Raw genomic sequence first — 21,818 nt, 5'->3', positions numbered from 1 at the left:
CATTTGTAAAGCAACATTTATTAAATTGATATTCACAAAGCTATGCAGTAACTTTGTAGCTCAAATTAAAACAAGAAAAAATATGTCATCAGTAGAGACAACTTACGTACCTTACAAAGTTAAGGACATTTCACTGGCGGAATGGGGCCGCAAAGAGATCGAACTAGCCGAAGCAGAAATGCCGGGCTTAATGTCATTAAGAAAAGAATTTGGTCCAACAAAACCCCTAAAAGGAGCTAGAATTGCTGGATGTTTGCACATGACTATCCAAACTGCAGTTTTAATTGAAACTTTGGTAGAACTAGGTGCAGAAGTAACTTGGTCTTCATGCAACATCTTTTCTACACAAGATCACGCTGCTGCTGCAATTGCTGCTGCTGGTATTCAAGTTTATGCTTGGAAAGGTTTAAATGAGCAAGAATTTGATTGGTGTATCGAGCAAACTTTACACTTCGGTCCAGATCGTCAACCTTTAAACATGATTTTGGATGATGGTGGCGATTTAACCAACATGGTGTTTGATCAGTATCCGGAGTTAATTGCTGGCATCAAAGGCTTATCGGAAGAAACTACTACTGGTGTACACCGTTTGTACGAGCGTATGAAAAACGGCACCTTACACTTACCTGCAATCAACGTTAACGATTCGGTAACTAAATCTAAATTCGACAACAAATACGGCTGCCGCGAGTCATTGGTAGATGCAATTCGTCGTGCTACAGATGTAATGATGGCTGGTAAAGTAGCCGTTGTTGCTGGTTACGGCGATGTTGGTAAAGGTTCTGCAGCTTCATTAAGCTCACAAGGTGTACGTGTAATCGTAACTGAAATTGACCCAATTTGTGCTTTACAAGCTGCAATGGAAGGCTACGAAGTGAAGAAATTTGCTACTGCCGTTAAAGAAGCTGATATCGTAGTTACAACTACAGGTAACCGTGACATTGTTCGTGGCGAGCACTTCAAAACCATGAAAGATAAAGCTATCGTTTGTAACATCGGTCACTTCGATAACGAAATTGACATGGCTTGGTTAAACCAAAACTATGGCAATACTAAAGTAGAAATCAAACCGCAGGTAGATAAATATACTATCGATGGTAAGGATGTCATCATTTTAGCTGAAGGTCGTTTGGTAAACTTAGGTTGCGCCACTGGCCACCCGTCTTTCGTAATGAGTAACTCTTTTACCAACCAAACTTTGGCTCAATTAGAACTTTGGACCAACGGCGATGCTTACGAAAATAAAGTTTACGTTTTACCTAAGCACTTAGACGAAAAAGTGGCTCGTTTACACTTAGAAAAAATTGGTGTAGAGTTAGACGTACTTGACCCTCACCAAGCAGAATATATTGGAGTAGCGGTTGAAGGCCCTTTTAAACCAGAAGCCTATAGATACTAGCCCACTTCTCGTCATTGCGAGGAACGAAGCAATTTCATTTGCTTGATAAAAAAGGATGTGCAAACCGCACATCCTTTTTTTGTATAAAATGATTTCGTTGCTTTTTGACAATAAAATTATATTTCAGAAAAATTGCATATCTTACAACCAAATTCTCTAAGAATTTAAAACCAACAACAAACTAAAACCAACAAATTATACAATGCATTTCTTTGAAAGAGTTCTCCAACCGCCCGCATACGGTTGGAAAAATGATAGTGGCGACCTCATTAAACCATCTAGCGCTCAAATTCTTAAAGAATTCTTCAGTAGACTCAACATTTTTAAAGACAAAAAAAACTGGCTTTCACTGTTAAGCTGGGTTAAAATTTTATGTTTAATCCCTTTCTTCTTCATTTTTCTAATTTATTTTTTAGAATGGTGGACCGTTTTAGCCGCATTTGTTTACAGCATGATCATCATGGGTACCCATGGTACCATTTGGCATCATAGATATTGCACCCATGGCGCCTATACATTTAGAAACAAATACTGGCGATTTTTTACGCAGAACCTTACCATCAATGTAATTCCCGAAGAAATTTATGTGATTTCACATCATGTTCATCATTCTTTATCAGATAAACCTGGAGACCCATATAATGCACAAGCTGGCTTTTTATACTGTTTCTTGGCTGATGTAAATCATCAACCCATAGCAAAAAATTTAACAGAAGCCGAGTTTAGTCGTGTACAGCAATTGATGGAGCATACAGGCGTTAAATCAAATACGTACGCCCAATATCAATATTGGGGATCTTATGTTAATCCTAAAAATGCAATTTTATCTTGGTTGCTAAATTGGGCATTTTGGTATGCTGCTTTTTACTTAATTGGTGGCCACGCCTTAGCTTGTACTTTATTTGGCGCTGCCGGATTTTGGGGCGTAGGTGTACGTACCTTTAATTACGAAGGGCACGGCAAAGGCGATGACAAGAAGAAAGCGGGAACAGATTACAACCAAAAAGACAATTCTATCAATCAACTTTGGCCCGGTTTTGTAGCTGGCGAATGGCATAACAACCATCATTTATACCCTAAAAGTGCCAGAAGTGGCTTTAAGCCCCACCAAATTGATTTAGCTTGGTACTACATTAAAATGATGCATACTTTTGGTGCGATAAAGCACTATAAATGCTTTAAGAAGCAATTTTATGCCTATCATTACCTGCCCAACAAATCAAAAGGATAGTTGAAATAAGAAGCAGGCTCCAAATGAAACAAGCTTAATTTCGAGTTTTATACCAAATATTTGTAAAATAGGAGAAGAAAAAACAAAGCACAACGATAGTATATTTTATCAGCTGTGCTTTAAATTAAATTTCTTTCCAATTCTAGAAATAAATGAAAGATGTTTTTTAGATACAGCCTTTTTTATTCATCTTCCAAAAGGCTTACGCAATTTTGAGCTAAAACTTTCAACCGTTCTGGTAAATTGCTCAACAACTTTTGCTCCTTAATACTTTTATGTAAATTATTAATCATCAATAAAGTATCATCATCTGGCTCACAAGCCTGATATTTTTCTAAATGAGGCAATGCTTTCTGAACCATAGCCTTATAATCTTCAAAAGCTTTCGCATTGGCTATCACATTCTTTGCAGCCGATGCCTCGTTCATCTGTTTTACGAATGGTTTAGTCTTATTCAAATAAAGAAAGCCCATTGCCCTATGTAGTACGGAGTAATTTGGTTCGCCTTTGATAGATTCTGTGTAGTGTAACAAAGCCTCATCTGGCTTGCCAATTTCTTCGTACATTCTGCCCAAATGATATTCAGCGTTAGCCACCTGTTTAACCGTAAGTTGATCTTTTTGATCTAGCAATGTTTTAATTTTCTTTATATCAGCTTCATTGCCTTTGGTGGTTCTGTAAACTGTAAAATCATGGTAGTTGTCTTTAGCAGACTTTTGTGCGCTTGCATAAAGAAAACTTCCCATAAAACAACAGAGCGCTAAAAAATTTTTCGTCATAAAATTAATCGTTAATAAGGCTTAAAGATATAAATTTTAGCAATGCTTTATTTTACATTTTCTACCTTTGTTGCCGAACAAGATGACCAAAGAGCAAATCTCCTATTTCAAACAAAAAGCCTTACAATATGCATCAAATTTTGACGTGTGTTGCTACCTAGATTCACATACTTACCAAGACAACTATGGCAAACACAATTGTATAATTGCTTTTGGAGTAGAGAACGAATTAACTGCGCCAATTGGAACAGCTTTTACATCGTTAAAAACCTTTGCCCAGCAAAACAAAGACTGGATGTTTGGTTTGTTAACCTACGATTTAAAGGACGAAATTGAGGAAATCGGAAATCAAAAAGAAGATCAATTAAAGTTTCCAGACCTATACTTTTTTATTCCTAAGTACCTAATTTCAGTTAAAGAAAACAGCATTCATATTCTTAAAGGCGAAAAAAACCTTATTGACCAAATATTAGCCACTCCTATCCCAGAAAAAAAAACAGATAAAGCGCTAAATATTCAAAACAGGTTTACAAAAAACGAATATTTAGGTTACGTAGAAACACTACAGCAACACATTAAACGTGGCGATATTTACGAAATTAATTTCTGTCAGGAGTTTTTTGCAGAGAATGCAGAGATAGATCCACTAAGTATTTACAATCGCTTAACAGAAGTATCTCCTACCCCATTTGCTGGTTTCTTTAAAATAGGCAGCAAGTATATTTTATCGGCTACGCCAGAAAGATTTTTATCCAAAAGAGGCACTACACTCACTTCTCAACCTATTAAAGGAACAGCTAAAAGAAGTACAGATTTAGCGGAAGATTTAGCAATCAAAACTGCATTAAAAAACAGTAAAAAAGAGCAGGCAGAAAATGTGATGATTGTTGATTTGGTTAGGAATGATCTTACCAAAAGTGCGGTAAAGGGAACTGTTAAAGTAGATGAACTGTTTGGCATTTACACTTTCCCACAAGTGCACCAAATGATATCGAGCATTAGTTGCGAGCTTTCTCCAGAGGTACATTATATTGATGCAATTAAAAATACCTTCCCTATGGGATCTATGACGGGAGCACCTAAGTTACGGGCAATGCAATTGATTAACCAATACGAACGAAGCAAAAGAGGCGTTTATTCGGGCTCGTTTGGTTATATCAGTCCAGATGGAGATTTTGATTTCAATGTGATCATTAGAAGTATTTTGTACAATGCAGAAAATCGTTACCTATCTTTTCAAGTTGGCGGTGCTATAACCTACGCTTCTGATGCAGAGAAAGAATACGAAGAGTGTTTACTGAAAGCTTCGGCGATAATGAGTGTACTTTCGAGGGTTTAGGGTTTAGGGTTTAGGGTTTAGGGTGGGATTTTCTCTAACAAAAAAGGCTTAAAGCCTGAAAATATAAACTATCCAGACCTTAAACCTTTCGCCTAATTTCTTGTACCTACTCTTATTTCCCTTTATAATATTTCATCGCCTCTGGCAAATCTTTTTGTATTTGCGCAATACGAGCTTGATCTGTTGGGTGGGTGCTTAAAAACGCTGGTGGTTTTTGTGAACCTGCGCTAGCTTGTGCCATACGTTGCCAAAAACCGATAGCATTATTAGGGTTGTATCCGGCCATGGCCATAAAAGAAAGCCCCATTTTATCAGCTTCTAACTCTTGGTTTCTTCCGTAACTCAAAATAGTTAATTGGCCACCAATACCGTAGGCTGCGTTAATGTAATTTGCATACTTAGAATTGGCACTGGCAACACCTACTGCCGCTCCCAAACCTTGTGCTACAGTCATCTGCGAAGCTCTTTCTGCCGAGTGTTGCGCAATGGCATGAGCCACCTCATGTCCCATTACTGTAGCTAATCCCGCTTCATCTTTAGTTACTGGTAAAATGCCGGTATATACAGCAATTTTGCCTCCTGGCATACACCAAGCATTAATTTCTTTGCTTTCAATTAGGTTATATTCCCATTTATAACCTTTAATTTGATCTCCATAACCATTTTGGTTCATGTATTGCGTTACAGCGGCAGCAATTTTTTGACCCACACGTTTAACCATTGCCGCATTAGCATTATTAGTAGAAACCACTTTGGTAGAAGGATCACTCAATAACTGAGCATAGCCAATAGCTGCTTGTTGCTGTAACTGGCTATCATCAACTAAACTTAGCCTACTACGTCCGGTCAATGGAACAGTAGAACAAGAGGATATGGCAAGCAATGCCGTAGCCATCCCAAAAATTATTGTTTTCTTCATGGTTGTAAATTTATACCCAACACATAACCCATTTTACAAACAATTTGTTTGGCAGTATTAGATGTTAAGCTTGTTTTTTCTTAAATAGATATACTTTAGATTCTTTTCCTTTTAGCAAACGCTCGATATTTTTCTGATGCGTGACTAAAATGAGTACGCAAACGCAAATACTATAGAGCACTTCTGCCTTTACAGAAGATTGAAAAACAAAAACTGTGCCCAACGGAAAAGTAAAGCCGGCACAAATTGAACTTAAAGAAACATATTTAGAAACCAAAAGCACTGTAACAAAAACACTTACACAAAGTAACGCCGACAACGGATTTACAGCCAACACCATTCCAAAAAGTGTAGCCACCCCTTTTCCGCCCCTAAAGCCGGCAAATATTGGGAATAAATGCCCCATAACCGCAATTACGCCCAGAGCTAACTCGTAATTAACAAATTGTGCCGAGTATTTGGGTCCTGTTACCGAAAGGCCAATTAGATAGGCCAATTTGGTTGCAGTAAAACCCTTCATGATATCAATGGTCATTACAATGATACCTGGCTTTTTACCTAACACCCTAAAAGTGTTTGTAGCTCCTGCATTACCGCTTCCGTATTCTCTTACGTCGATACCATAAAAGGCCTGCCCTAGCCAAACCGCTGTAGGTATAGACCCCAGAAGATAGGCCGCAATAAGCGCAGAGATGGAATAGATTGAAATCATTTACCTACAATGATAATAAAAAAAATGTTCTCGGAAAGTTTAGAAGATTAGTCTGCATACTAAAAAGCCTTTAAACTTAAATCTAAGCTTTTTACAGAATGCGTTAAAGCACCCATAGAAATATAATCTACACCACAAGCGGCATACTCAGCTACGTTTTCTTCTACAATTCCGCCCGAAGCTTCGGTTATAAACTTACCGTTAATAAGCGCTACAGCTTGTTTAAGTAAATGCAGCTCAAAATTATCCAACATAATCCTATCTACCTTACCAATGGCCAATACTTCTTCCAGTTCTTGGATATTTCTTACCTCTATTTCTATTTGTAATTGTTTACCTGTATCTTTTAAATAGGCATTGGCCTGATGAATAGCATTGGCAATACCTCCGGCATAATCCACATGGTTATCCTTAATCAAAATCATATCGTACAACCCAATTCGGTGGTTAACTCCGCCGCCAATTCTAACCGCCCATTTCTCTAAATATCTTAAACCAGGTGTGGTTTTTCTAGTATCTAATACTTTGGTGTTATATCCAGCTAATGATTTTACAATACGGTTGGTTTTAGTAGCGATACCGCTCATACGTTGCATACAATTAAGCACTAAACGCTCGGCCAACAAAATAGCATGTGTGCTACCTTGTACATTAAACGCAATATCCCCAACATTTACTTCCTGGCCATCGTGCAAAAACGTGGTTACTTCTAGGGTTGGATCTATTTGGTTAAAAATTTCCAAAGCAAGCTCAACACCCGCTAAAATTCCTTTTTCTTTAACAATTAACTTGGCTTTTCCTTGTGTGCCTTGCGGGATAGTAGATAAAGAAGTATGATCTCCATCTCCAACATCTTCGGCAATCGCATTTTTTATAAATAGATCAATAAGTTTTTTATCCAAAGCAATAAAATTTTGCTACAAAAATAACAAAATGCTCATCAATACAGCATTATCTCTCTGGCTCTATCCTTAACTCTGTGATTAAAAAAGCATTAGAAACTTTTTTCATGGTTACGGTAACTCTAAATTTCTCGGTTTTAGAGCTTAAAGAAAGAATAGTAAGTCGGTAATTAGGGTTATTACTAAGTTTATGAATGATACTTGTTTTACTTGGCGGATTTTTGAGAAAAAAGTCTTTAAGAATTTGTTCTGCTTGTGCTTTATTGTATACATCTTCATGATCAATAATGATCAATTCAACAGACGAAGCAAAAGTTTTAGCTATCTCTTTAGAGTTGCCCTGCTTAAAATTAGTTGCCAATTCATCGGCAATATCTGCCTGCATAGCCCCTTGGGGCAAAAAATGCAAAAACATTACCATGAGAGCAAGTATAGATTTGTACATCATCCTTAAAAGCTAAAGCAACTTAACCACTAAAACTATGCCACTTATCCTCAAATAAATTCAAATAATTGGGTTTAGGGCTTATTTTCGAGTATATTTGCAAAACAACGTAAAACATTGATAATAACAAATTATAATGGAAACTAAAAAACTGGTACTATTAATTCTTGATGGATGGGGCTACGGCAAAAAGGATAAATCTGATGCTGCTTTTGCCGCTAAAACTCCATTTTTCGACTCCTTATTACTTAACTACCCAAATTCAAAATTAGAGGCCTCGGAGTGAAGCAGTTGGCTTGCCAGCTGGGCAAATGGGAAATTCGGAAGTGGGCCACATGAATTTAGGTGCCGGACGAGTAGTTTATCAAGAACTAGGACGTATTAACAAAGCCATAGCGGATAGAACTTTACATAGCAACGAAACTTTAGTTAATGCTTTCGCCTATGCAAAAGCCAATAATAAACCTGTACATTTTATTGGTCTAGTTTCAGATGGTGGAGTTCATGCACATATCAACCATTTAATGGCTTTATGCGATGCTGCCGGAGAAGCCGGATTAAAAGATGTATTTGTGCATGCCTTTTTAGATGGAAGAGACACCGACCCAAATGGAGGTTTAAATTACATTAGTACGTTAGACAAGCATCTAAAAACTGGTGTAGGTAAAATAGCATCTATGGTGGGCAGGTACTATGCTATGGACAGAGATAACCGCTGGGAACGTGTAAAATTGGCCTACGATGTGATGGTAAATGGCCTAGGAGAGAGATTTAGCAGTCCAGAATTAGCTATCCAACAATCTTATGCAGACGGCATTACCGACGAATTTACCAAACCCATCGTAATTACTGACGGACAAGGCAAACCAACCGCAACCGTTAAAGAAGGCGATGTGGTCATCTGTTTCAACTACCGTACAGATAGAGGTAGAGAAATTACCCAAGCGCTTTGCCAGAAAGATTTTCCAGAGCAATGCATGACCAAACTGCCTTTGTATTATGTAACCATGACCAGCTACGATGAAAGTTTCGAAAACGTTAACGTAGTATTTACAAAAGATGATTTAACAAATACACTTGGCGAGGTTTTGGAAGCCAATGGTAAAAATCAGATCAGAATTGCCGAAACGGAAAAATATCCGCACGTTACTTTCTTCTTCTCTGGAGGCAGAGAAAAAGAGTTTATAAATGAAAAGCGCATTTTAGTACCTTCGCCAAAAGTAGCTACTTACGATTTGCAACCCGAAATGAGCGCTGCAGGAATTACCGAAGCCATTATTAAAGAACTGCAAAGCCAATGGCCAGATTTCGTTTGCCTAAACTTTGCCAATCCAGATATGGTTGGGCATACAGGCGTTTTTGAAGCAGTGGTTAAAGCCGTAGAAACTGTAGATGCCTGTGCACAAGCAGTAGTTGAAACAGGTATAGACAACGGATATTCTTTCATTATTTTGGCCGACCACGGCAATGCAGAATTTATGATGAACGAAGACGGCTCTGTAAATACAGCACATACCACCAATTTAGTTCCCTGCATTTTAATAGATAAAGATTACAAAACTATTGCCGATGGTAAACTGGGAGACATTGGCCCAACGGTATTAAAAATCATGGGAATTGAAGCACCTGCAATCATGACAGGAAATTGCTTGGTATAAACCCTTAAACTCGTCATTGCGAGGCACGAAGCAATCTTAAAGCTTATCAACACCTCGCAATGATGTAAAAGTTAGTGTAACTATAATGAAAAAATATCTGGTAAGTTTATTTCTTTTACAACTATTTTCTTGCACACCGCAAGAAAATAAAAAAGCAAATACAGTTGCTTACTTTGATCTTGCGGGATATTTTGAACAAGAAGCGGCTCGTCTACAAAAAGGCAACCCAACAATAATTAAAAACGTAACTGCCCTTGCAAAAGCCGAACAAAAGGCCACGAAAATAACCGATTGGAAAACTGAACTAGCTAGTTTTAGCAATGCTGACATCAACAAATCCTCATGGAAAGGCGAGTTTATAACCACCAATAACACAGGCAACATCAGCTACGCTACAACCAACCCTAAGATACCGATAAAGAAAATTGAAATTGTCAGTATCAACAACAAAGTAAAGAGCGTAAAGATTTTTAAGGCGACAAAAAACTACCTTTATACATCTAAAGACACACTTATTTACTATCCAGACAGCTTATATTTTATTCAAAACCTACAAAACATTAAGCTACTAGGCGATAAAAAATATCAGGTTACAGGAAAATTCAAATAACTTATTTTAAGCTTGCAATTTGAGCTTTCACGTAGTCAATTAAAGAAATTACATCTTTTTTAAGCGGCTGCATCGTTAATATTTTCTGAAAATCAGAAATTGAGTTATTAAACAATGCTATACAGGCATTTTTTTCGGCACTTTTCTTAGACTTGTAAGATTTGAATATACCATAATCTTTGTAAGCAACCCCCCTATTCTGCAAAATCTGAATATCTTCTTCCCCACTAATTTCCATGGCTTTAGAGAAATCTTTAATTGCTGCACTATAAAAACTATCTCGCATTTGATTAAGCGACTCTTTAGGTGCATTGGCAATATTTAGCCTCGCTTTTCCTCTGTAATAATACGCAGAATAATCTGTGGGTTTTTGTGCAATTAAGCGAGTATAAGCCCCAATTGCATTTTCAAAATCGCCATTTTGGAAATAAGAGTAGCCCAACATCTTTAAAACGTTTACATTACTTGGGTCTTTTGCTTCTGCTTTTTCCAACTGTATTACAGCCGTTCTAAAATCGCCTTTCATCCACGCTTGCGTACCTTGTTTTTCGAAGTTACTTTGCGCCTTAACGCTAATACTAAAGGCTATAACCAGTAATAAAATATAAGATTTTGTGATAAGTTTCATTAAAATATTTTTATTCAAATCTACACCTTTTCGAAATTAATATAATTTTCGCATATTAGTTTCATGTGCAATTATACAATTAAACGAACAATATTAGGAAATATGATTTTGTCTAAGTTTTTTTTCACGTATGACGTTTTTACCGACAAGCTGTATTACTTAAATGATAAAAAACTTACCAACTATTTATTTCGCGGTTAAAAATTAGCCCATTACAAGCTCCATCAACCTAAATTTAAGCATGTAATTTTTATTGGCCAGCTACCAAACTTTTTTTTGGCACAGGAGTTGAAATTGTAAGTGTACATAATTATTACATAAATTTAAAGCGGCAATACTGTCATATTGTCGCCTACCTTATAACACAAAACTGAATGAGCAAACAAGACCCGTTTGATTTTAACACCTTACCTATTATAAGCGAAGACACCGAGTTTTTTCCATTAATGTCTCAGCAAGATGAAGACGACATGAACAGCGAAGAAACTCCCGAAATACTTTCTATACTTCCGTTAAGAAATACCGTATTATTTCCTGGTGTAGTAATTCCTATTACAGTTGGCAGAGATAAGTCTATCAAATTGATAAAAGAAGCCTACAAAGGCGATAGGGTAATTGGCGTGGTAACGCAAAAAGATGTTTCTATAGAAGATCCTACTTTAGACCAACTACACAGTGTGGGTACCGTAGCTCATATCATTAAAATGCTACAGATGCCCGATGGAAATACTACGGTAATTATACAAGGCAAGCAACGTTTTCAATTGGTAGAGGAAGTGCAATCTGAACCTTTTATTAAGGCAATTGTTGCAAAATTTACCGAAACCAAACACAAGAACGATAAGGAGTTTAAAAGCTTGGTGGCGGCAATAAAAGAAATGTCGAGCCAAATTATCCAGCTTTCTCCAAATATCCCTAGCGAAGCCGGAATTGCCTTAAAGAACATCGAAAGCACTTCATTTTTAATCAATTTCATTTCTTCAAACATGAATGCAGAAATGGCCGATAAGCAGAAAATGCTTGAAATGGGCAATTTACGCAAACGTGCAGATATGGTAATGGAGCTGCTTACTCAAGAATTGCAAATGTTGGAACTTAAAAATCAAATTCAAACTAAAGTGCGAACTGATTTAGATAAGCAACAACGCGATTATTTCCTTAACCAACAGTTAAAAACCATACAAGAAGAACTAGGCAACTCTACCGATCTAGAATTTGAGGCATTAGAAACTCGTTCTAAAAAGAAAAAATGGAAAGTTGAAGTTAAAGAACATTTCAAAAAAGAACTAGAAAAACTAGGCAGAATGAACCCTGCCGCTCCAGATTATTCTATTCAAATGAATTACCTAGAGCTGTTGCTAGATTTACCTTGGAACGAGTTTACCAAAGATAATTTCGATTTAAAAAGAGCACAACGTGTTTTAGATAAAGACCACTTCGGTTTAGAAAAAGTGAAGCAACGTATCATCGAATACCTAGCTGTATTGAAGCTAAAGCGTGATATGAAAGCACCTATTTTATGTTTGGTTGGCCCTCCGGGAGTAGGTAAAACATCTTTAGGTAAATCTATTGCCAAAGCTTTAAACCGTAAATATGTGCGTATGGCTTTGGGTGGTGTAAGAGACGAAGCCGAAATTCGTGGACACCGAAAAACTTATATCGGTGCAATGCCAGGCCGCATTATTCAATCTATCAAAAAAGCAGGTGCTGATAACCCTGTTTTTGTATTGGATGAGATTGATAAAGTAGGCTCTGATTTTAGAGGCGATCCTTCATCAGCTTTGCTTGAAATGCTACTAGACCCAGAGCAAAATAATGCGTTTAACGACCATTATGTAGAAGCAGAATATGACCTTTCTAACGTGCTATTCATTGCTACCGCGAACTCGTTGAGCACTATACAACCTGCTTTGCTAGACCGTATGGAGATTATCGAAGTAAATGGTTATACCATAGAAGAGAAAATCGAAATTGCTAAAAAATACCTGCTACCTAAGCAAAAAGAGGTACATGGTTTAGATAATAAGCAAATCACTTTAAAAAACTCGCTGATTGAGAAAGTAATTGAAGATTATACCAGAGAAAGTGGTGTACGTGGTTTAGAAAAGAAAATTGGGTCTTTGGTACGTGGCGTTGCTACAAAAATTGCGATGGACGAGCCTTATGAGCCAACTTTAGACAACAATGATGTAGAGAAAATTTTAGGTGCGCCTATTTTTGACAAAGATGCTTACGAAGGCAATGAAGTTGCTGGCGTGGTTACTGGTTTAGCTTGGACACAAGTTGGGGGCGATATTTTATTCATCGAAGCTAGTTTAAGTCCGGGTAAAGGTAAATTAACCTTAACAGGTAACTTGGGCGATGTAATGAAAGAATCTGCAGTAATTGCTTTGGCTTACATTAGAGCGCATGCAACACAATTTGGTATTGACCACGAGCTGTTCGACAACTTCGATTTACATGTTCACGTTCCGGCAGGGGCTACACCAAAAGATGGTCCTTCGGCAGGTATAACGATGTTAACTGCTTTAGTTTCGGCATTTACGCAACGCAAAGTGAAACAAAACTTAGCCATGACCGGAGAAATCACGCTTCGTGGAAAAGTATTGCCAGTTGGTGGCATTAAAGAGAAAATCTTAGCGGCTAAACGTGCAAACATTAAAGAAATCATTCTATGTAAATCTAACCGAAAGGATATTTTAGAGATCAAAGAAGATTACATTAAAGATTTGCAATTTCACTATGTGACAGAAATGCAAGAAGTGATTAACTTAGCCTTAACTAAGGATAAAGTGAAAAACCCGATAGATTTAACGATAAAAACAAAACCAAGTACCGATAAATAGATGTACAAAAAACTCGTTCTGGCTACCCTTGCCATTTTAGCTATTGTTTATGGTTCTTATGCACAAGAGTATAAGAACGAGTTTGGTTTTAAAAGTGATAACGATGCCTACTTGTGGCATGGTCAAGATCGTTACTACACAAATGGCTTGTTTGTCTATTTTAGACGAGCAATGAGCCTTCCCAAAAACGAAGCTTTATCCATAGAAAAGGCCACTTATGAAATTTCCATCGGTCAAAAAATGTACAACCCTATTTCTGGCTATCGTCCCGATCCCGCTACCCACGACAGGCCATTTGCAGGTTATTTATATGGCGGTTTCAAAGTAGGTTTATTTCATAAAGATGAAAGCGTGGTTAAAATTGGCTTAGATGTGGGTACAGTTGGACCTAATGCTTTGGGAAAAGAGGCTCAGGATTTACTACATAGCATTGTCGGTTTTTATAAAGTTCAAGGTTGGGATTATCAAATTGCCAACGATTTTGCCGTAAATGCAAATGCCCAATATACAAAACTTTTACACCGCAGTAGCGATAATAAGGTAGATTTCACTTTAGATTCTTACGCAAATTTAGGTACTACGTACAATGGTGTGGGTATTGGTGTTGTTTTTAGAGCTGGAGACATCAATCAACTTTTTAATGCTGCTCACTACAATGGCACCATTAGCAATGGCAGTAAAACTGAAAAATTAACAAAGAGAGAATTTTACTTTTACGTAAAACCTCAGCTAAACTATGTGGCTTACGATGCTACAGTTCAAGGCAGTTTGTTGTACGACACCTATAGCCCAGTTACTTTCGGTATAAAACCACTGGTGTTCTCGCAAACGCTAGGCTTCAATTATAGCTCGCCACGCTTCACAATCGACTACAGTTTGATTTTCTTATCTAAAGAAATCAAAAGCACAGCCAAGGCACATCAATATGGCAGTATATCGATGTATTATCGTTTCAATTAATTGATGAAGAGTTTTTTTACCATTTTACTTTTTATCTTTTTTGCCACGGTTGCAGTTGCCTTAATTTACAATTTTTGGCCCGAAACCAGGTTAGCGAAACAGGTAAAAATAGATTACCTTTTGGTTGACAAATCAAAAAAGACGATGAAAGCCTACAGTGGCAAAAACCTAATCAAAACTTATCCAATTTCTATTGGTAAAAGCCCAATTGGACATAAAGTTTTTGAGGGCGATAACAAAACCCCAGAGGGCATTTATACTATTAATAGCAGAAACCCAAACAGTGCGTACCATAAAAACTTAGGGGTATCTTATCCAAATAAAACAGACAGAGAGAAAGCTAAACAATTAGGCAAATCGCCAGGCGGCGATATCAAAATACATGGTTTACCAGATGGTATACTTTCTAAATTTGACAAATTTCATCGCTTTTTTGGATGGACAAACGGTTGTATCATGGTAACTAATGCCGAAGTGGATGAGCTTTATGAGGCTGTGGTGCCTAATGCAAAAATTGAGATTAGGCCATGATCGAGTTTGATTATTAATACGTCATTGCGAGGCACGAAGCAATCTTAAAGCGTATTGATGGTTTGCAGGCGTTGTAAGATTGCTTCGTCGTACCTCCTCGCAATGACGAAAATACGTATTAATCAAAATTCGGCTTTCTTCTACCCTCTTTTTTTGAGCAGTTGCCGCCTTATTTGCCAAACGCTTTTCTTTAACCGCCTTTGGAATTTTACTTGCCTTGCGCACTTTTTGCACTTCCAAACCAGCTTTCAAAATAGCAATCAATTTCATAACTGTTCTTTGCTTGTTCAGCAATTGACTTCTATCTTCCTGTGAAACGATATGGAGCAAACCTTCGGTATCTAACCTCGAAGCTAACTTTTCTTTCAGCCTAACTTTTTCATCATCCGTAAAGAAATAAGCATCATCGATATTAAAAATCAGTTCTACTTTACTAGAAACTTTATTCACGTTTTGTCCACCCTTGCCTCCACTTCTAGAGGTTCTAAAGCTAACTACTTTTAATATATCCGATTGATCTGGCAACATAGTACAAATGTAGTTTTAATTTCATTAAGTAACCCGAACTGTATTATCTTTGCCGAGGTATGAGAAAAAATATAGTGGTAGCGATAGATGGTTACTCATCTTGCGGGAAAAGCACATTGGCGAAAGCTTTAGCAAAAAAATTGGGCTTTATTTACATCGATAGCGGCGCCATGTACAGAGCCATTACCTTATATTTTTTACGCAACAACGTTGATTTAGAAAATCATGATGCCATTGTAGATGCCCTACAACACATCGAACTGAATTTCCACTCTAAAGATTATGAATCTCATATTACCCTAAATGGCGAAGAAGTTTCTGATGAAATAAGATTGATGCCAGTTTCTGAAGCGGTAAGCCCAGTTTCGGCTATTAAAGAAGTGCGCAAGGAAATGGTAAAACAGCAGCAGCGCATGGGCAAATCTAAAAACATAGTGATGGATGGTAGAGATATTGGCACTGCCGTTTTCCCCGATGCACAGATAAAATTTTTCATGACTGCCGATCCAAAAATTAGGGCCGAACGGAGATTTAAAGAAATGCAAGCCAAGGGCGATAATAGCATCACTTTAGAAGAAGTATTCGAAAACTTGGCTCATCGCGACTATGCCGATACCACTAGAGAAGAAAGCCCGCTTACACGTGCTGAAGACGCTATTATTTTAGATAACACCGACATTACCGAAGCGGAACAATTAACGTTTGCCCTAGAAAAAGTACAACCCTTTTTAACTACCTAAAACCAATGGAGAAGCTTAACCTAAAAATCCTTTCGATCATTATATTAAGCTTCATCAACCTCACAACTATTTGTGCTAGACAGCACAGTCTTTCTTCTATTCCAGATCCTAAAAAACAGGGACAAGACCATTTTGTAAGTAACCCAGATGGGATATTATACAATGTCTCTGTTTTAGACGAAGCCCTCGTTGAACTAGAAAAACAAACAAAAGTTGAGTTTGCGGTGGTTGTGGTAAGCAATTTCGACGAAAACCAAGAAGATTTCGAATTTGCCAAAGCACTGTTCGATAAATGGAAAATTGGTAAGGCAGGCAGTAACAACGGGCTTTTACTACTCATCGCAAAAGATAGGCGAAAATACCGCTTCATAAGTGGCGATGGTGTGGAAGGATTGCTGCCAGACATTGTACTCAAACAAATTGGAGAGCGGCAGCTTGTTCCAGCATTTAGAGAAAACCAATACGACGAGGGTATTTTACAAGCCATTGACGCCGTTAAAGATATATTAACAAACCCAAACGCCAATGCGGAAATACAGAGTTTAATTAGTAAAGAGAAACAAAAGAGTTTCGATTGGATGTTTGCTTTAGGAGTTTCGGCAGTAATTATCTTTCTGTTTATTTTCATATTTAGGGCCGTTAATAAACAAGCCAAAAAAACACGGCATTGGTTGAGCAAACAAAAGAAGCAGCTAAACTGAACCTAAGCAAACGCAAAAGTGACAAAAAACAACCCATTAAAATAACTGCAGATAATAAAAACGGTTACGACAAAGTATTAGTTAACGGTTGCGTGGGAACTTTCTTTTTTGTATTTATTACAGTTTTCATCTTTGTATTTGCTGGCGGGTTTGGTTTTTTCGAGAACTTTAAAATATCCTACATCCCATATCTCTTGTATGCGATATTAGCCATTGCACTATTCTTTCGTTATTATGCCTACGTTGGCAATTTACGGAGAGCGCATTTTGATGATGAAAACTTCTTAGATGCGGTAAAAGGTTTTCATACCAAGTATTGGTGGCTTATCGTTTTTTCTCCAATAATTATCATCCCATTAATTATACATGCGGTAAAAAAGGCAAAAACGGTTGAGCGTTTTACGCCAGTTTTAGATAGCAGAAACCAGGAGATGATTCGCATGGACAGAGATATTAATATAGAGGGAGAGCCTTTTTTAAGCAAAGGACAACGAAAAGAAGAACTGATTAAAGCTTACGATTATGACATTTGGCAAAGTTCAGACCAAAAAGAACACACCATAAAAGTTTGGCCTGCCGAAGAGTACGACAGTTTTGTAGAATGTCCTAAATGCAAGTTCAGAACTTATCAACTTAATAAACAAGAAACCACCAAATCGCCAAGTTACAGCAGCACGGGCACTGCCAAACTTACCCATACCTGTCACTTTTGTAACCATGTAGAATTTATAAAGTGGGTTACTTTAGCTAAGTTGGTAGAATCCAGTTCTTCTTCCAGTGGCGGTTCATCAAGTAGTGGTGGTTCATCTAGCAGTGGTAGTTGGGGCGGTGGCAGCAGCAGTGGTGGCGGCGCAGGTGGAAGTTGGTAAATCTGCTTTAGCTATTTGAAGTGATGTCCTTATCTCTTATCTTCGAGGATTAACCAAATCATAGCAAATGAGCAGATACAAAATTTTATTAGCCAGCATCGCATTATTATTTAGCGGTTTAAATTCTCATGCCCAAAAAGGCTGGATCAATCTATTTAACGGCAAAGACCTAAAAGACTGGAATATTAAAATTGCTAAACATAATTACAACGAAAACTTTGGCAATACTTTTTATGTACAAGATGGCTTAATGAAAGTGAAGTATGATGGTTATGAGAGTTTCGACAAACAATATGGCCATATTTTCTACAAGAAACCTTACTCTTATTATTTACTAAAAATAGAATACCGTTTTGTAGGCGAACAGGCTAAAGGCGGCGAAGGCTGGGCCTGGAGAAATAGCGGAGCCATGTTACACTGCCAAGATCCTGCTACCATGCTAAAAGATCAAAATTTCCCTATATCTATTGAAGCGCAATTGCTTGGCGGCAACGGCAAAGACGAGCGTCCAACCGGAAATGTTTGTACACCCGGAACTACAATAGAAATTAAAGACAATCTTTTTACACCACATTGTTTAAACAGCACCTCTAAAACTTATCACGGCGATCAATGGGTAACTGCAGAGTTTCTAGTTTTGGGAGATTCGGTAATTAAGCACATTATCAACGGTGTTACCGTACTAACCTATACCAAACCCAAAATTGGCGGTGGCGATGTGGCCAACTTCGACCCGAAAGTAAAAGAAGATGGCAAGGCCTTAACTGGCGGATATATTTCCCTGCAAAGTGAAAGCCACCCTATTGAGTTTAGAACGGTAAAGTTATTTGATTTGCAATCTTATGCTAGTGACCAAAAGAAACTGGAAAAGATTTTAGAGAAGTTGAGGAAGGATTAAGGATCAGTTAAACAAGTCACAAAACGGAAAGCACTAGGTAAATCACAAAGGAGTTTCCGAAAAAAAATTCTACAATATTACAATGGCAGAATTAACCAAATTAGAGATTTCATTAATTATTGGCCTAATACTGTTAAAAATTACAGTAGCGTTAATTATAATAGTGATTAAAAAGAAAAAATCAAAAAATAAACAAACTAGTCTATAATATTTCCTTTTCAAATTCAATATTTATAATGTTGGACCACCTATCATAGGATTTTTGCTCTGCACCAGTTTTAAACTTTGTCAATCTTAACTAGACAGCTTTATATAAGATTGACAAAGTTCGTGTACGACCTTCGCGTTCTTTGCATAAACTTCAAACCCTTTGCGTTATAAAATTAACCGCGAAGAAAAACAAGAGTTACGCAAAGGTCTCGAAGTAGGTGTTTTGCACAGGTTTGGGTTAATTAAACCCGATAGCAGCGTATCCAGATCCCGATATCTTCTTATCGTGTGGGCACATCTTTTGCTCTTTCTTATGAATCATGCGTCATTCCCCTGAAAATGGGAATCCTAATGCAAGGGGCATAACTTTTAATCGCTTTAAGATTCCCGCCTACGCGGGAATGACGATAAACCCTCGGAATTGTGTCCACACGATAGGATAACTATCGGGAGCAGCGAGCGGGACTACATTTGCCATGTTGCACTAACATTCTTTTCCAAGAAAAATCTCAACTATAAAGAAATGCAATAGCTTTACGATTAGCTGCGCTGAGTAAGCTTCGTGGTTCACACCTGCCCCGAAAAATCGAGATAAGCTGCGGGAATGAGAGAAATGCTGACTATAAAAACCACCAAACCAAAATTCAACCCGTTAAATATCAGCAACATTTATTTTAAAATAGTTTTGTTTTTTTAATATTATACTTACCTTTGCCGTCCCTAAATAGGGGAAAAAGGAGATAATTAATTAATGGCAAAAAAACAAGTTGCAGAAAAAGAACTAGAGGCTAAAACAGCCGAACTACAAGGTGCAGACGCCCGTTTGAACCAAAAGGAAACTATTGAGTCAGAAGCTGATTCAGTATCGATCGAACAGATCAAATCACAATTGGCAACCCCTTCAACAGATTTTGACTGGGATGCAGACGACAAAGTTTTTGGTAACTACAATGACGAAGACCGTAAAAAGTTTGAAGCAATGTACACTGATACTTTCAACCAAATCACTCAAGGTGAGATCATCTCTGGTACAGTAGTATCAATCAACAACAAAGACGTAGTATTAAACGTAGGTTTCAAATCTGACGGTTTAGTATCTGCTTCTGAGTTCCGTGATCTTCCTGATTTGAAAATTGGCGATTCAGTTGACGTGTTTGTAGAAGCACCTGAAGATGCAAATGGCCAGTTAATTTTATCTCGTAAGAGAGCAAAAACTCAACGTTCTTGGGAAACTATCAACGCTGCGCTTGACAATGACACGATCATCAACGGTTTCGTTAAGAGCCGTACTAAAGGTGGTTTGATTGTTGACATTATGGGTGTTGAGGCGTTCTTGCCAGGATCTCAAATCGACATTAAACCAATCCGCGATTACGATGTTTATGTTGGTAAAACAATGGAATTTAAAGTGGTTAAAATTAACCATGAATTCAAAAACGTTGTGGTATCACACAAAGTATTGATCGAGGACGATTTAGAGTCGCAAAAAGTTGAAATCGTTTCTAAATTAGAAAAAGGACAAGTACTAGAAGGTACTGTTAAAAATATCACTGATTTCGGTGTATTCATCGATCTTGGTGGCGTAGACGGTTTATTACACATCACTGATATTTCTTGGGGCCGCATAGAGCATCCAAAAGAAGTATTGACATTGGATCAAAAAATCAACGTTGTTGTTTTAGATTTTGATGATGAGAAAAAACGTATCGCATTAGGCTTAAAACAATTAACTTCGCACCCTTGGGAGAATTTAGATGCTAACCTAGCTGTTGGCTCTAAAGTAAAAGGTAAAATCGTAACTGTTGCAGATTACGGTGCTTTCTTAGAAATCATCCCTGGTGTTGAAGGTTTAATCCACGTTTCTGAAATGAGCTGGTCACAAAACTTACGCTCTCCACAAGAGTTCTTAAAAGTTGGTGATGAAATCGAAGCTGAAGTGTTAACTTTAGACAGAGACGAGCGCAAAATGAGCTTGGGTATCAAACAATTAACTCAAGATCCTTGGGGAGCTGTTGCAGAAAGATATCCAGTAGGCAGCAAACACCAAGCTGTTGTTAAAAACATGACTAACTTTGGTGTATTTGTTGAAATTGAAGAAGGAATTGATGGATTAATCCACATTTCTGATCTTTCTTGGAGCAAAAAAGTTAACCACCCTAACGAGTTTACCAAAGTTGGCGATACTTTAGATGTAGTTGTTTTAGAACTTGATGTTGACAACCGCAAATTATCTTTAGGTCACAAACAATTGGAAGAAAACCCTTGGGATACTTTCGAAACTATCTTCACTTTAGATTCAATTCACCAAGGTACAGTAATTAAAGTAACCGATAAAGGTGCTGTAATTGCGTTACCATACGGAGTTGAAGGTTTTGTACCAACAAAACACATGGCTAAAGAAGACGGTTCTGTGTTAAAAGCAGAAGAAGTAGCTGATTTCAAAATTATCGAGTTTAACAAAGATGCTAAACGTATCGTAGTATCTCACGCTCGTATTTGGGAAGAAGCGAAAGCTGAAGTTGTTGCAGAAGAAAGAGCAACTAAGAAAAAAGACGCTAAAGCGGCTAGCTCAGCAGTTAAAAAAGTGAAAGATTCAGTAGAGAAATCAACATTAGGAGATCTTGATGTATTGGCCCAATTGAAATCACAAATGGAAAATGACGAGAAAAAAGGATAATCCTTAGTTCTTAATCCAAATATTAAATCCCGATAGCGCAAGTTATCGGGATTTTTTTGTTGGTATTGTCGTCATTGCGAGGAAGAGTGACGAAGCAATCTCTTTTTCTTTTCAACCATATAAGCCATATAAGTTCATTGAAGCCTTAACTTATATTTACTTCAATACCTTAATGGTTCAAATAATTTGAAAACGAAAGTAAGTACTTATCGCTTACTCCTGCCCTACTTTCGCTC

General features: G+C 37.5%; 19 protein-coding genes and 1 pseudogene. 13 read left to right on the top strand and 7 right to left on the bottom strand.

Annotated elements, in window-relative coordinates; all coding sequences use genetic code 11:
* Positions 1-82 precede the first annotated feature (82 nt).
* Both ahcY and OVA16_RS11400 read left to right on the top strand, forming a co-directional pair.
* Entirely contained in the window at positions 83-1,399 is a 1,317-nt protein-coding gene (gene ahcY / locus OVA16_RS11405; protein WP_267759437.1) for an adenosylhomocysteinase, read from the top strand.
* A 202-nt stretch (positions 1,400-1,601) separates the two neighbouring features.
* Positions 1,602-2,630: a fatty acid desaturase gene (locus tag OVA16_RS11400; protein WP_267759435.1), complete on the top strand. Its 1,029-nt coding sequence runs from the start codon at positions 1,602-1,604 to the stop codon at positions 2,628-2,630.
* Between the two features lie 182 nt (positions 2,631-2,812).
* Here the strand turns inward: OVA16_RS11400 and OVA16_RS11395 are convergent, their stop codons facing one another.
* Positions 2,813-3,409, bottom strand: a complete 597-nt coding sequence (locus tag OVA16_RS11395; protein ID WP_267759433.1) for a hypothetical protein — start codon at positions 3,407-3,409, stop codon at positions 2,813-2,815.
* Positions 3,410-3,491: 82 nt separating this feature from the next.
* On the opposite strand from OVA16_RS11395, the gene OVA16_RS11390 reads away from it, so the two are divergent.
* The gene (locus OVA16_RS11390; protein ID WP_267759431.1) at positions 3,492-4,748 is read left to right on the top strand and encodes an anthranilate synthase component I family protein; all 1,257 of its coding nucleotides are present in this window, start codon (positions 3,492-3,494) and stop codon (positions 4,746-4,748) included.
* A gap of 112 nt (positions 4,749-4,860) precedes the next feature.
* Here OVA16_RS11390 and OVA16_RS11385 read toward each other — a convergent pair whose 3' ends face one another.
* From OVA16_RS11385 to OVA16_RS11370, 4 genes are all read right to left on the bottom strand, one after another.
* A complete protein-coding gene (locus tag OVA16_RS11385; protein WP_267759429.1) occupies positions 4,861-5,667 on the bottom strand; it encodes a M48 family metallopeptidase in 807 nt (268 codons plus the stop codon).
* 64 nt (positions 5,668-5,731) lie between these two features.
* Positions 5,732-6,379 carry a glycerol-3-phosphate 1-O-acyltransferase PlsY gene (plsY, locus tag OVA16_RS11380; RefSeq protein WP_267759427.1) on the bottom strand — a complete coding sequence of 216 codons (648 nt, stop codon included), beginning with the start codon at positions 6,377-6,379 and terminating at the stop codon, positions 5,732-5,734.
* A 59-nt stretch (positions 6,380-6,438) separates the two neighbouring features.
* The gene (gene nadC, locus OVA16_RS11375; RefSeq protein WP_267759425.1) at positions 6,439-7,281 is read right to left on the bottom strand and encodes a carboxylating nicotinate-nucleotide diphosphorylase; all 843 of its coding nucleotides are present in this window, start codon (positions 7,279-7,281) and stop codon (positions 6,439-6,441) included.
* A 49-nt stretch (positions 7,282-7,330) separates the two neighbouring features.
* A complete protein-coding gene (locus OVA16_RS11370; RefSeq protein WP_267759423.1) occupies positions 7,331-7,666 on the bottom strand; it encodes a DUF4783 domain-containing protein in 336 nt (111 codons plus the stop codon).
* 196 nt (positions 7,667-7,862) lie between these two features.
* Here OVA16_RS11370 and gpmI point away from each other — a divergent pair.
* Both gpmI and OVA16_RS11360 read left to right on the top strand, forming a co-directional pair.
* Positions 7,863-9,384: pseudogene (gpmI, locus tag OVA16_RS11365) on the top strand (2,3-bisphosphoglycerate-independent phosphoglycerate mutase).
* A gap of 85 nt (positions 9,385-9,469) precedes the next feature.
* Positions 9,470-9,994 (top strand): hypothetical protein, encoded by a 525-nt coding sequence (locus OVA16_RS11360; protein ID WP_267759421.1) that lies wholly within the window; start codon positions 9,470-9,472, stop codon positions 9,992-9,994.
* 1 nt (position 9,995) lies between these two features.
* Here the strand turns inward: OVA16_RS11360 and OVA16_RS11355 are convergent, their stop codons facing one another.
* A complete protein-coding gene (locus OVA16_RS11355) occupies positions 9,996-10,622 on the bottom strand; it encodes a tetratricopeptide repeat protein (protein ID WP_267759419.1) in 627 nt (208 codons plus the stop codon).
* Between the two features lie 374 nt (positions 10,623-10,996).
* Between OVA16_RS11355 and lon the strand changes: the two genes are divergently transcribed.
* From lon to OVA16_RS11340, 3 genes are read left to right on the top strand one after another with little or no spacing between them, the layout of a single operon-like run.
* Positions 10,997-13,468, top strand: coding sequence for an endopeptidase La (gene lon / locus OVA16_RS11350; protein WP_267759418.1), 2,472 nt, complete (start codon positions 10,997-10,999; stop codon positions 13,466-13,468).
* The gene (locus OVA16_RS11345) at positions 13,469-14,428 is read left to right on the top strand and encodes a lipid A deacylase LpxR family protein (protein WP_267759416.1); all 960 of its coding nucleotides are present in this window, start codon (positions 13,469-13,471) and stop codon (positions 14,426-14,428) included.
* Between the two features lie 3 nt (positions 14,429-14,431).
* Positions 14,432-14,959 (top strand): L,D-transpeptidase family protein, encoded by a 528-nt coding sequence (locus tag OVA16_RS11340; protein ID WP_267759414.1) that lies wholly within the window; start codon positions 14,432-14,434, stop codon positions 14,957-14,959.
* A gap of 21 nt (positions 14,960-14,980) precedes the next feature.
* Here OVA16_RS11340 and arfB read toward each other — a convergent pair whose 3' ends face one another.
* Positions 14,981-15,487, bottom strand: coding sequence for an alternative ribosome rescue aminoacyl-tRNA hydrolase ArfB (gene arfB, locus OVA16_RS11335; RefSeq protein WP_267759412.1), 507 nt, complete (start codon positions 15,485-15,487; stop codon positions 14,981-14,983).
* A 59-nt stretch (positions 15,488-15,546) separates the two neighbouring features.
* Here arfB and cmk point away from each other — a divergent pair, with 59 nt between their 5' ends.
* The 5 genes from cmk (at position 15,547) to rpsA (ending at position 21,582) form a co-directional block, all read left to right on the top strand.
* Positions 15,547-16,227 carry a (d)CMP kinase gene (cmk, locus tag OVA16_RS11330; RefSeq protein ID WP_267759410.1) on the top strand — a complete coding sequence of 227 codons (681 nt, stop codon included), beginning with the start codon at positions 15,547-15,549 and terminating at the stop codon, positions 16,225-16,227.
* 5 nt (positions 16,228-16,232) lie between these two features.
* On the top strand, positions 16,233-16,928 hold the full coding sequence (locus tag OVA16_RS11325; protein ID WP_267759408.1) for a TPM domain-containing protein: 696 nt from the start codon (positions 16,233-16,235) through the stop codon (positions 16,926-16,928).
* Positions 16,895-17,797 (top strand): hypothetical protein, encoded by a 903-nt coding sequence (locus tag OVA16_RS11320; RefSeq protein WP_267759406.1) that lies wholly within the window; start codon positions 16,895-16,897, stop codon positions 17,795-17,797. Before OVA16_RS11325 ends, OVA16_RS11320 begins: the two co-directional genes overlap by 34 nt.
* Positions 17,798-17,864: 67 nt before the next feature.
* A complete protein-coding gene (locus tag OVA16_RS11315; RefSeq protein WP_267759404.1) occupies positions 17,865-18,695 on the top strand; it encodes a 3-keto-disaccharide hydrolase in 831 nt (276 codons plus the stop codon).
* A gap of 961 nt (positions 18,696-19,656) precedes the next feature.
* Positions 19,657-21,582 carry a 30S ribosomal protein S1 gene (gene rpsA / locus OVA16_RS11310; RefSeq protein WP_267759402.1) on the top strand — a complete coding sequence of 642 codons (1,926 nt, stop codon included), beginning with the start codon at positions 19,657-19,659 and terminating at the stop codon, positions 21,580-21,582.
* Positions 21,583-21,818 lie beyond the last annotated feature (236 nt).

Source organism: Pedobacter sp. SL55 (genome assembly GCF_026625705.1).
GTDB lineage: Bacteria > Bacteroidota > Bacteroidia > Sphingobacteriales > Sphingobacteriaceae > Pedobacter.
The sequence above is the reverse complement of the archived record's forward strand: the minus strand, read 5'-3'. Positions and strand labels throughout refer to the sequence as shown.

What these genes read in the sequence shown, in the direction of transcription:
- OVA16_RS11315 (WP_267759404.1), top strand. Translation starts at nt 17,865, where the DNA reads ATGAGCAGATACAAAATTTTATTAGCCAGCATCGCATTATTATTTAGC.
- OVA16_RS11400 (WP_267759435.1), top strand. Translation starts at nt 1,602, where the DNA reads ATGCATTTCTTTGAAAGAGTTCTCCAACCGCCCGCATACGGTTGGAAA.
- OVA16_RS11385 (WP_267759429.1), bottom strand. Translation starts at nt 5,667, where the DNA reads ATGAAGAAAACAATAATTTTTGGGATGGCTACGGCATTGCTTGCCATA.
- plsY (WP_267759427.1), bottom strand. Translation starts at nt 6,379, where the DNA reads ATGATTTCAATCTATTCCATCTCTGCGCTTATTGCGGCCTATCTTCTG.
- OVA16_RS11395 (WP_267759433.1), bottom strand. Translation starts at nt 3,409, where the DNA reads ATGACGAAAAATTTTTTAGCGCTCTGTTGTTTTATGGGAAGTTTTCTT.
- OVA16_RS11390 (WP_267759431.1), top strand. Translation starts at nt 3,492, where the DNA reads ATGACCAAAGAGCAAATCTCCTATTTCAAACAAAAAGCCTTACAATAT.
- ahcY (WP_267759437.1), top strand. Translation starts at nt 83, where the DNA reads ATGTCATCAGTAGAGACAACTTACGTACCTTACAAAGTTAAGGACATT.
- arfB (WP_267759412.1), bottom strand. Translation starts at nt 15,487, where the DNA reads ATGTTGCCAGATCAATCGGATATATTAAAAGTAGTTAGCTTTAGAACC.
- lon (WP_267759418.1), top strand. Translation starts at nt 10,997, where the DNA reads ATGAGCAAACAAGACCCGTTTGATTTTAACACCTTACCTATTATAAGC.
- OVA16_RS11340 (WP_267759414.1), top strand. Translation starts at nt 14,432, where the DNA reads ATGAAGAGTTTTTTTACCATTTTACTTTTTATCTTTTTTGCCACGGTT.
- OVA16_RS11355 (WP_267759419.1), bottom strand. Translation starts at nt 10,622, where the DNA reads ATGAAACTTATCACAAAATCTTATATTTTATTACTGGTTATAGCCTTT.
- OVA16_RS11345 (WP_267759416.1), top strand. Translation starts at nt 13,469, where the DNA reads ATGTACAAAAAACTCGTTCTGGCTACCCTTGCCATTTTAGCTATTGTT.
- OVA16_RS11325 (WP_267759408.1), top strand. Translation starts at nt 16,233, where the DNA reads ATGGAGAAGCTTAACCTAAAAATCCTTTCGATCATTATATTAAGCTTC.
- rpsA (WP_267759402.1), top strand. Translation starts at nt 19,657, where the DNA reads ATGGCAAAAAAACAAGTTGCAGAAAAAGAACTAGAGGCTAAAACAGCC.
- OVA16_RS11360 (WP_267759421.1), top strand. Translation starts at nt 9,470, where the DNA reads ATGAAAAAATATCTGGTAAGTTTATTTCTTTTACAACTATTTTCTTGC.
- OVA16_RS11370 (WP_267759423.1), bottom strand. Translation starts at nt 7,666, where the DNA reads ATGCAGGCAGATATTGCCGATGAATTGGCAACTAATTTTAAGCAGGGC.
- cmk (WP_267759410.1), top strand. Translation starts at nt 15,547, where the DNA reads ATGAGAAAAAATATAGTGGTAGCGATAGATGGTTACTCATCTTGCGGG.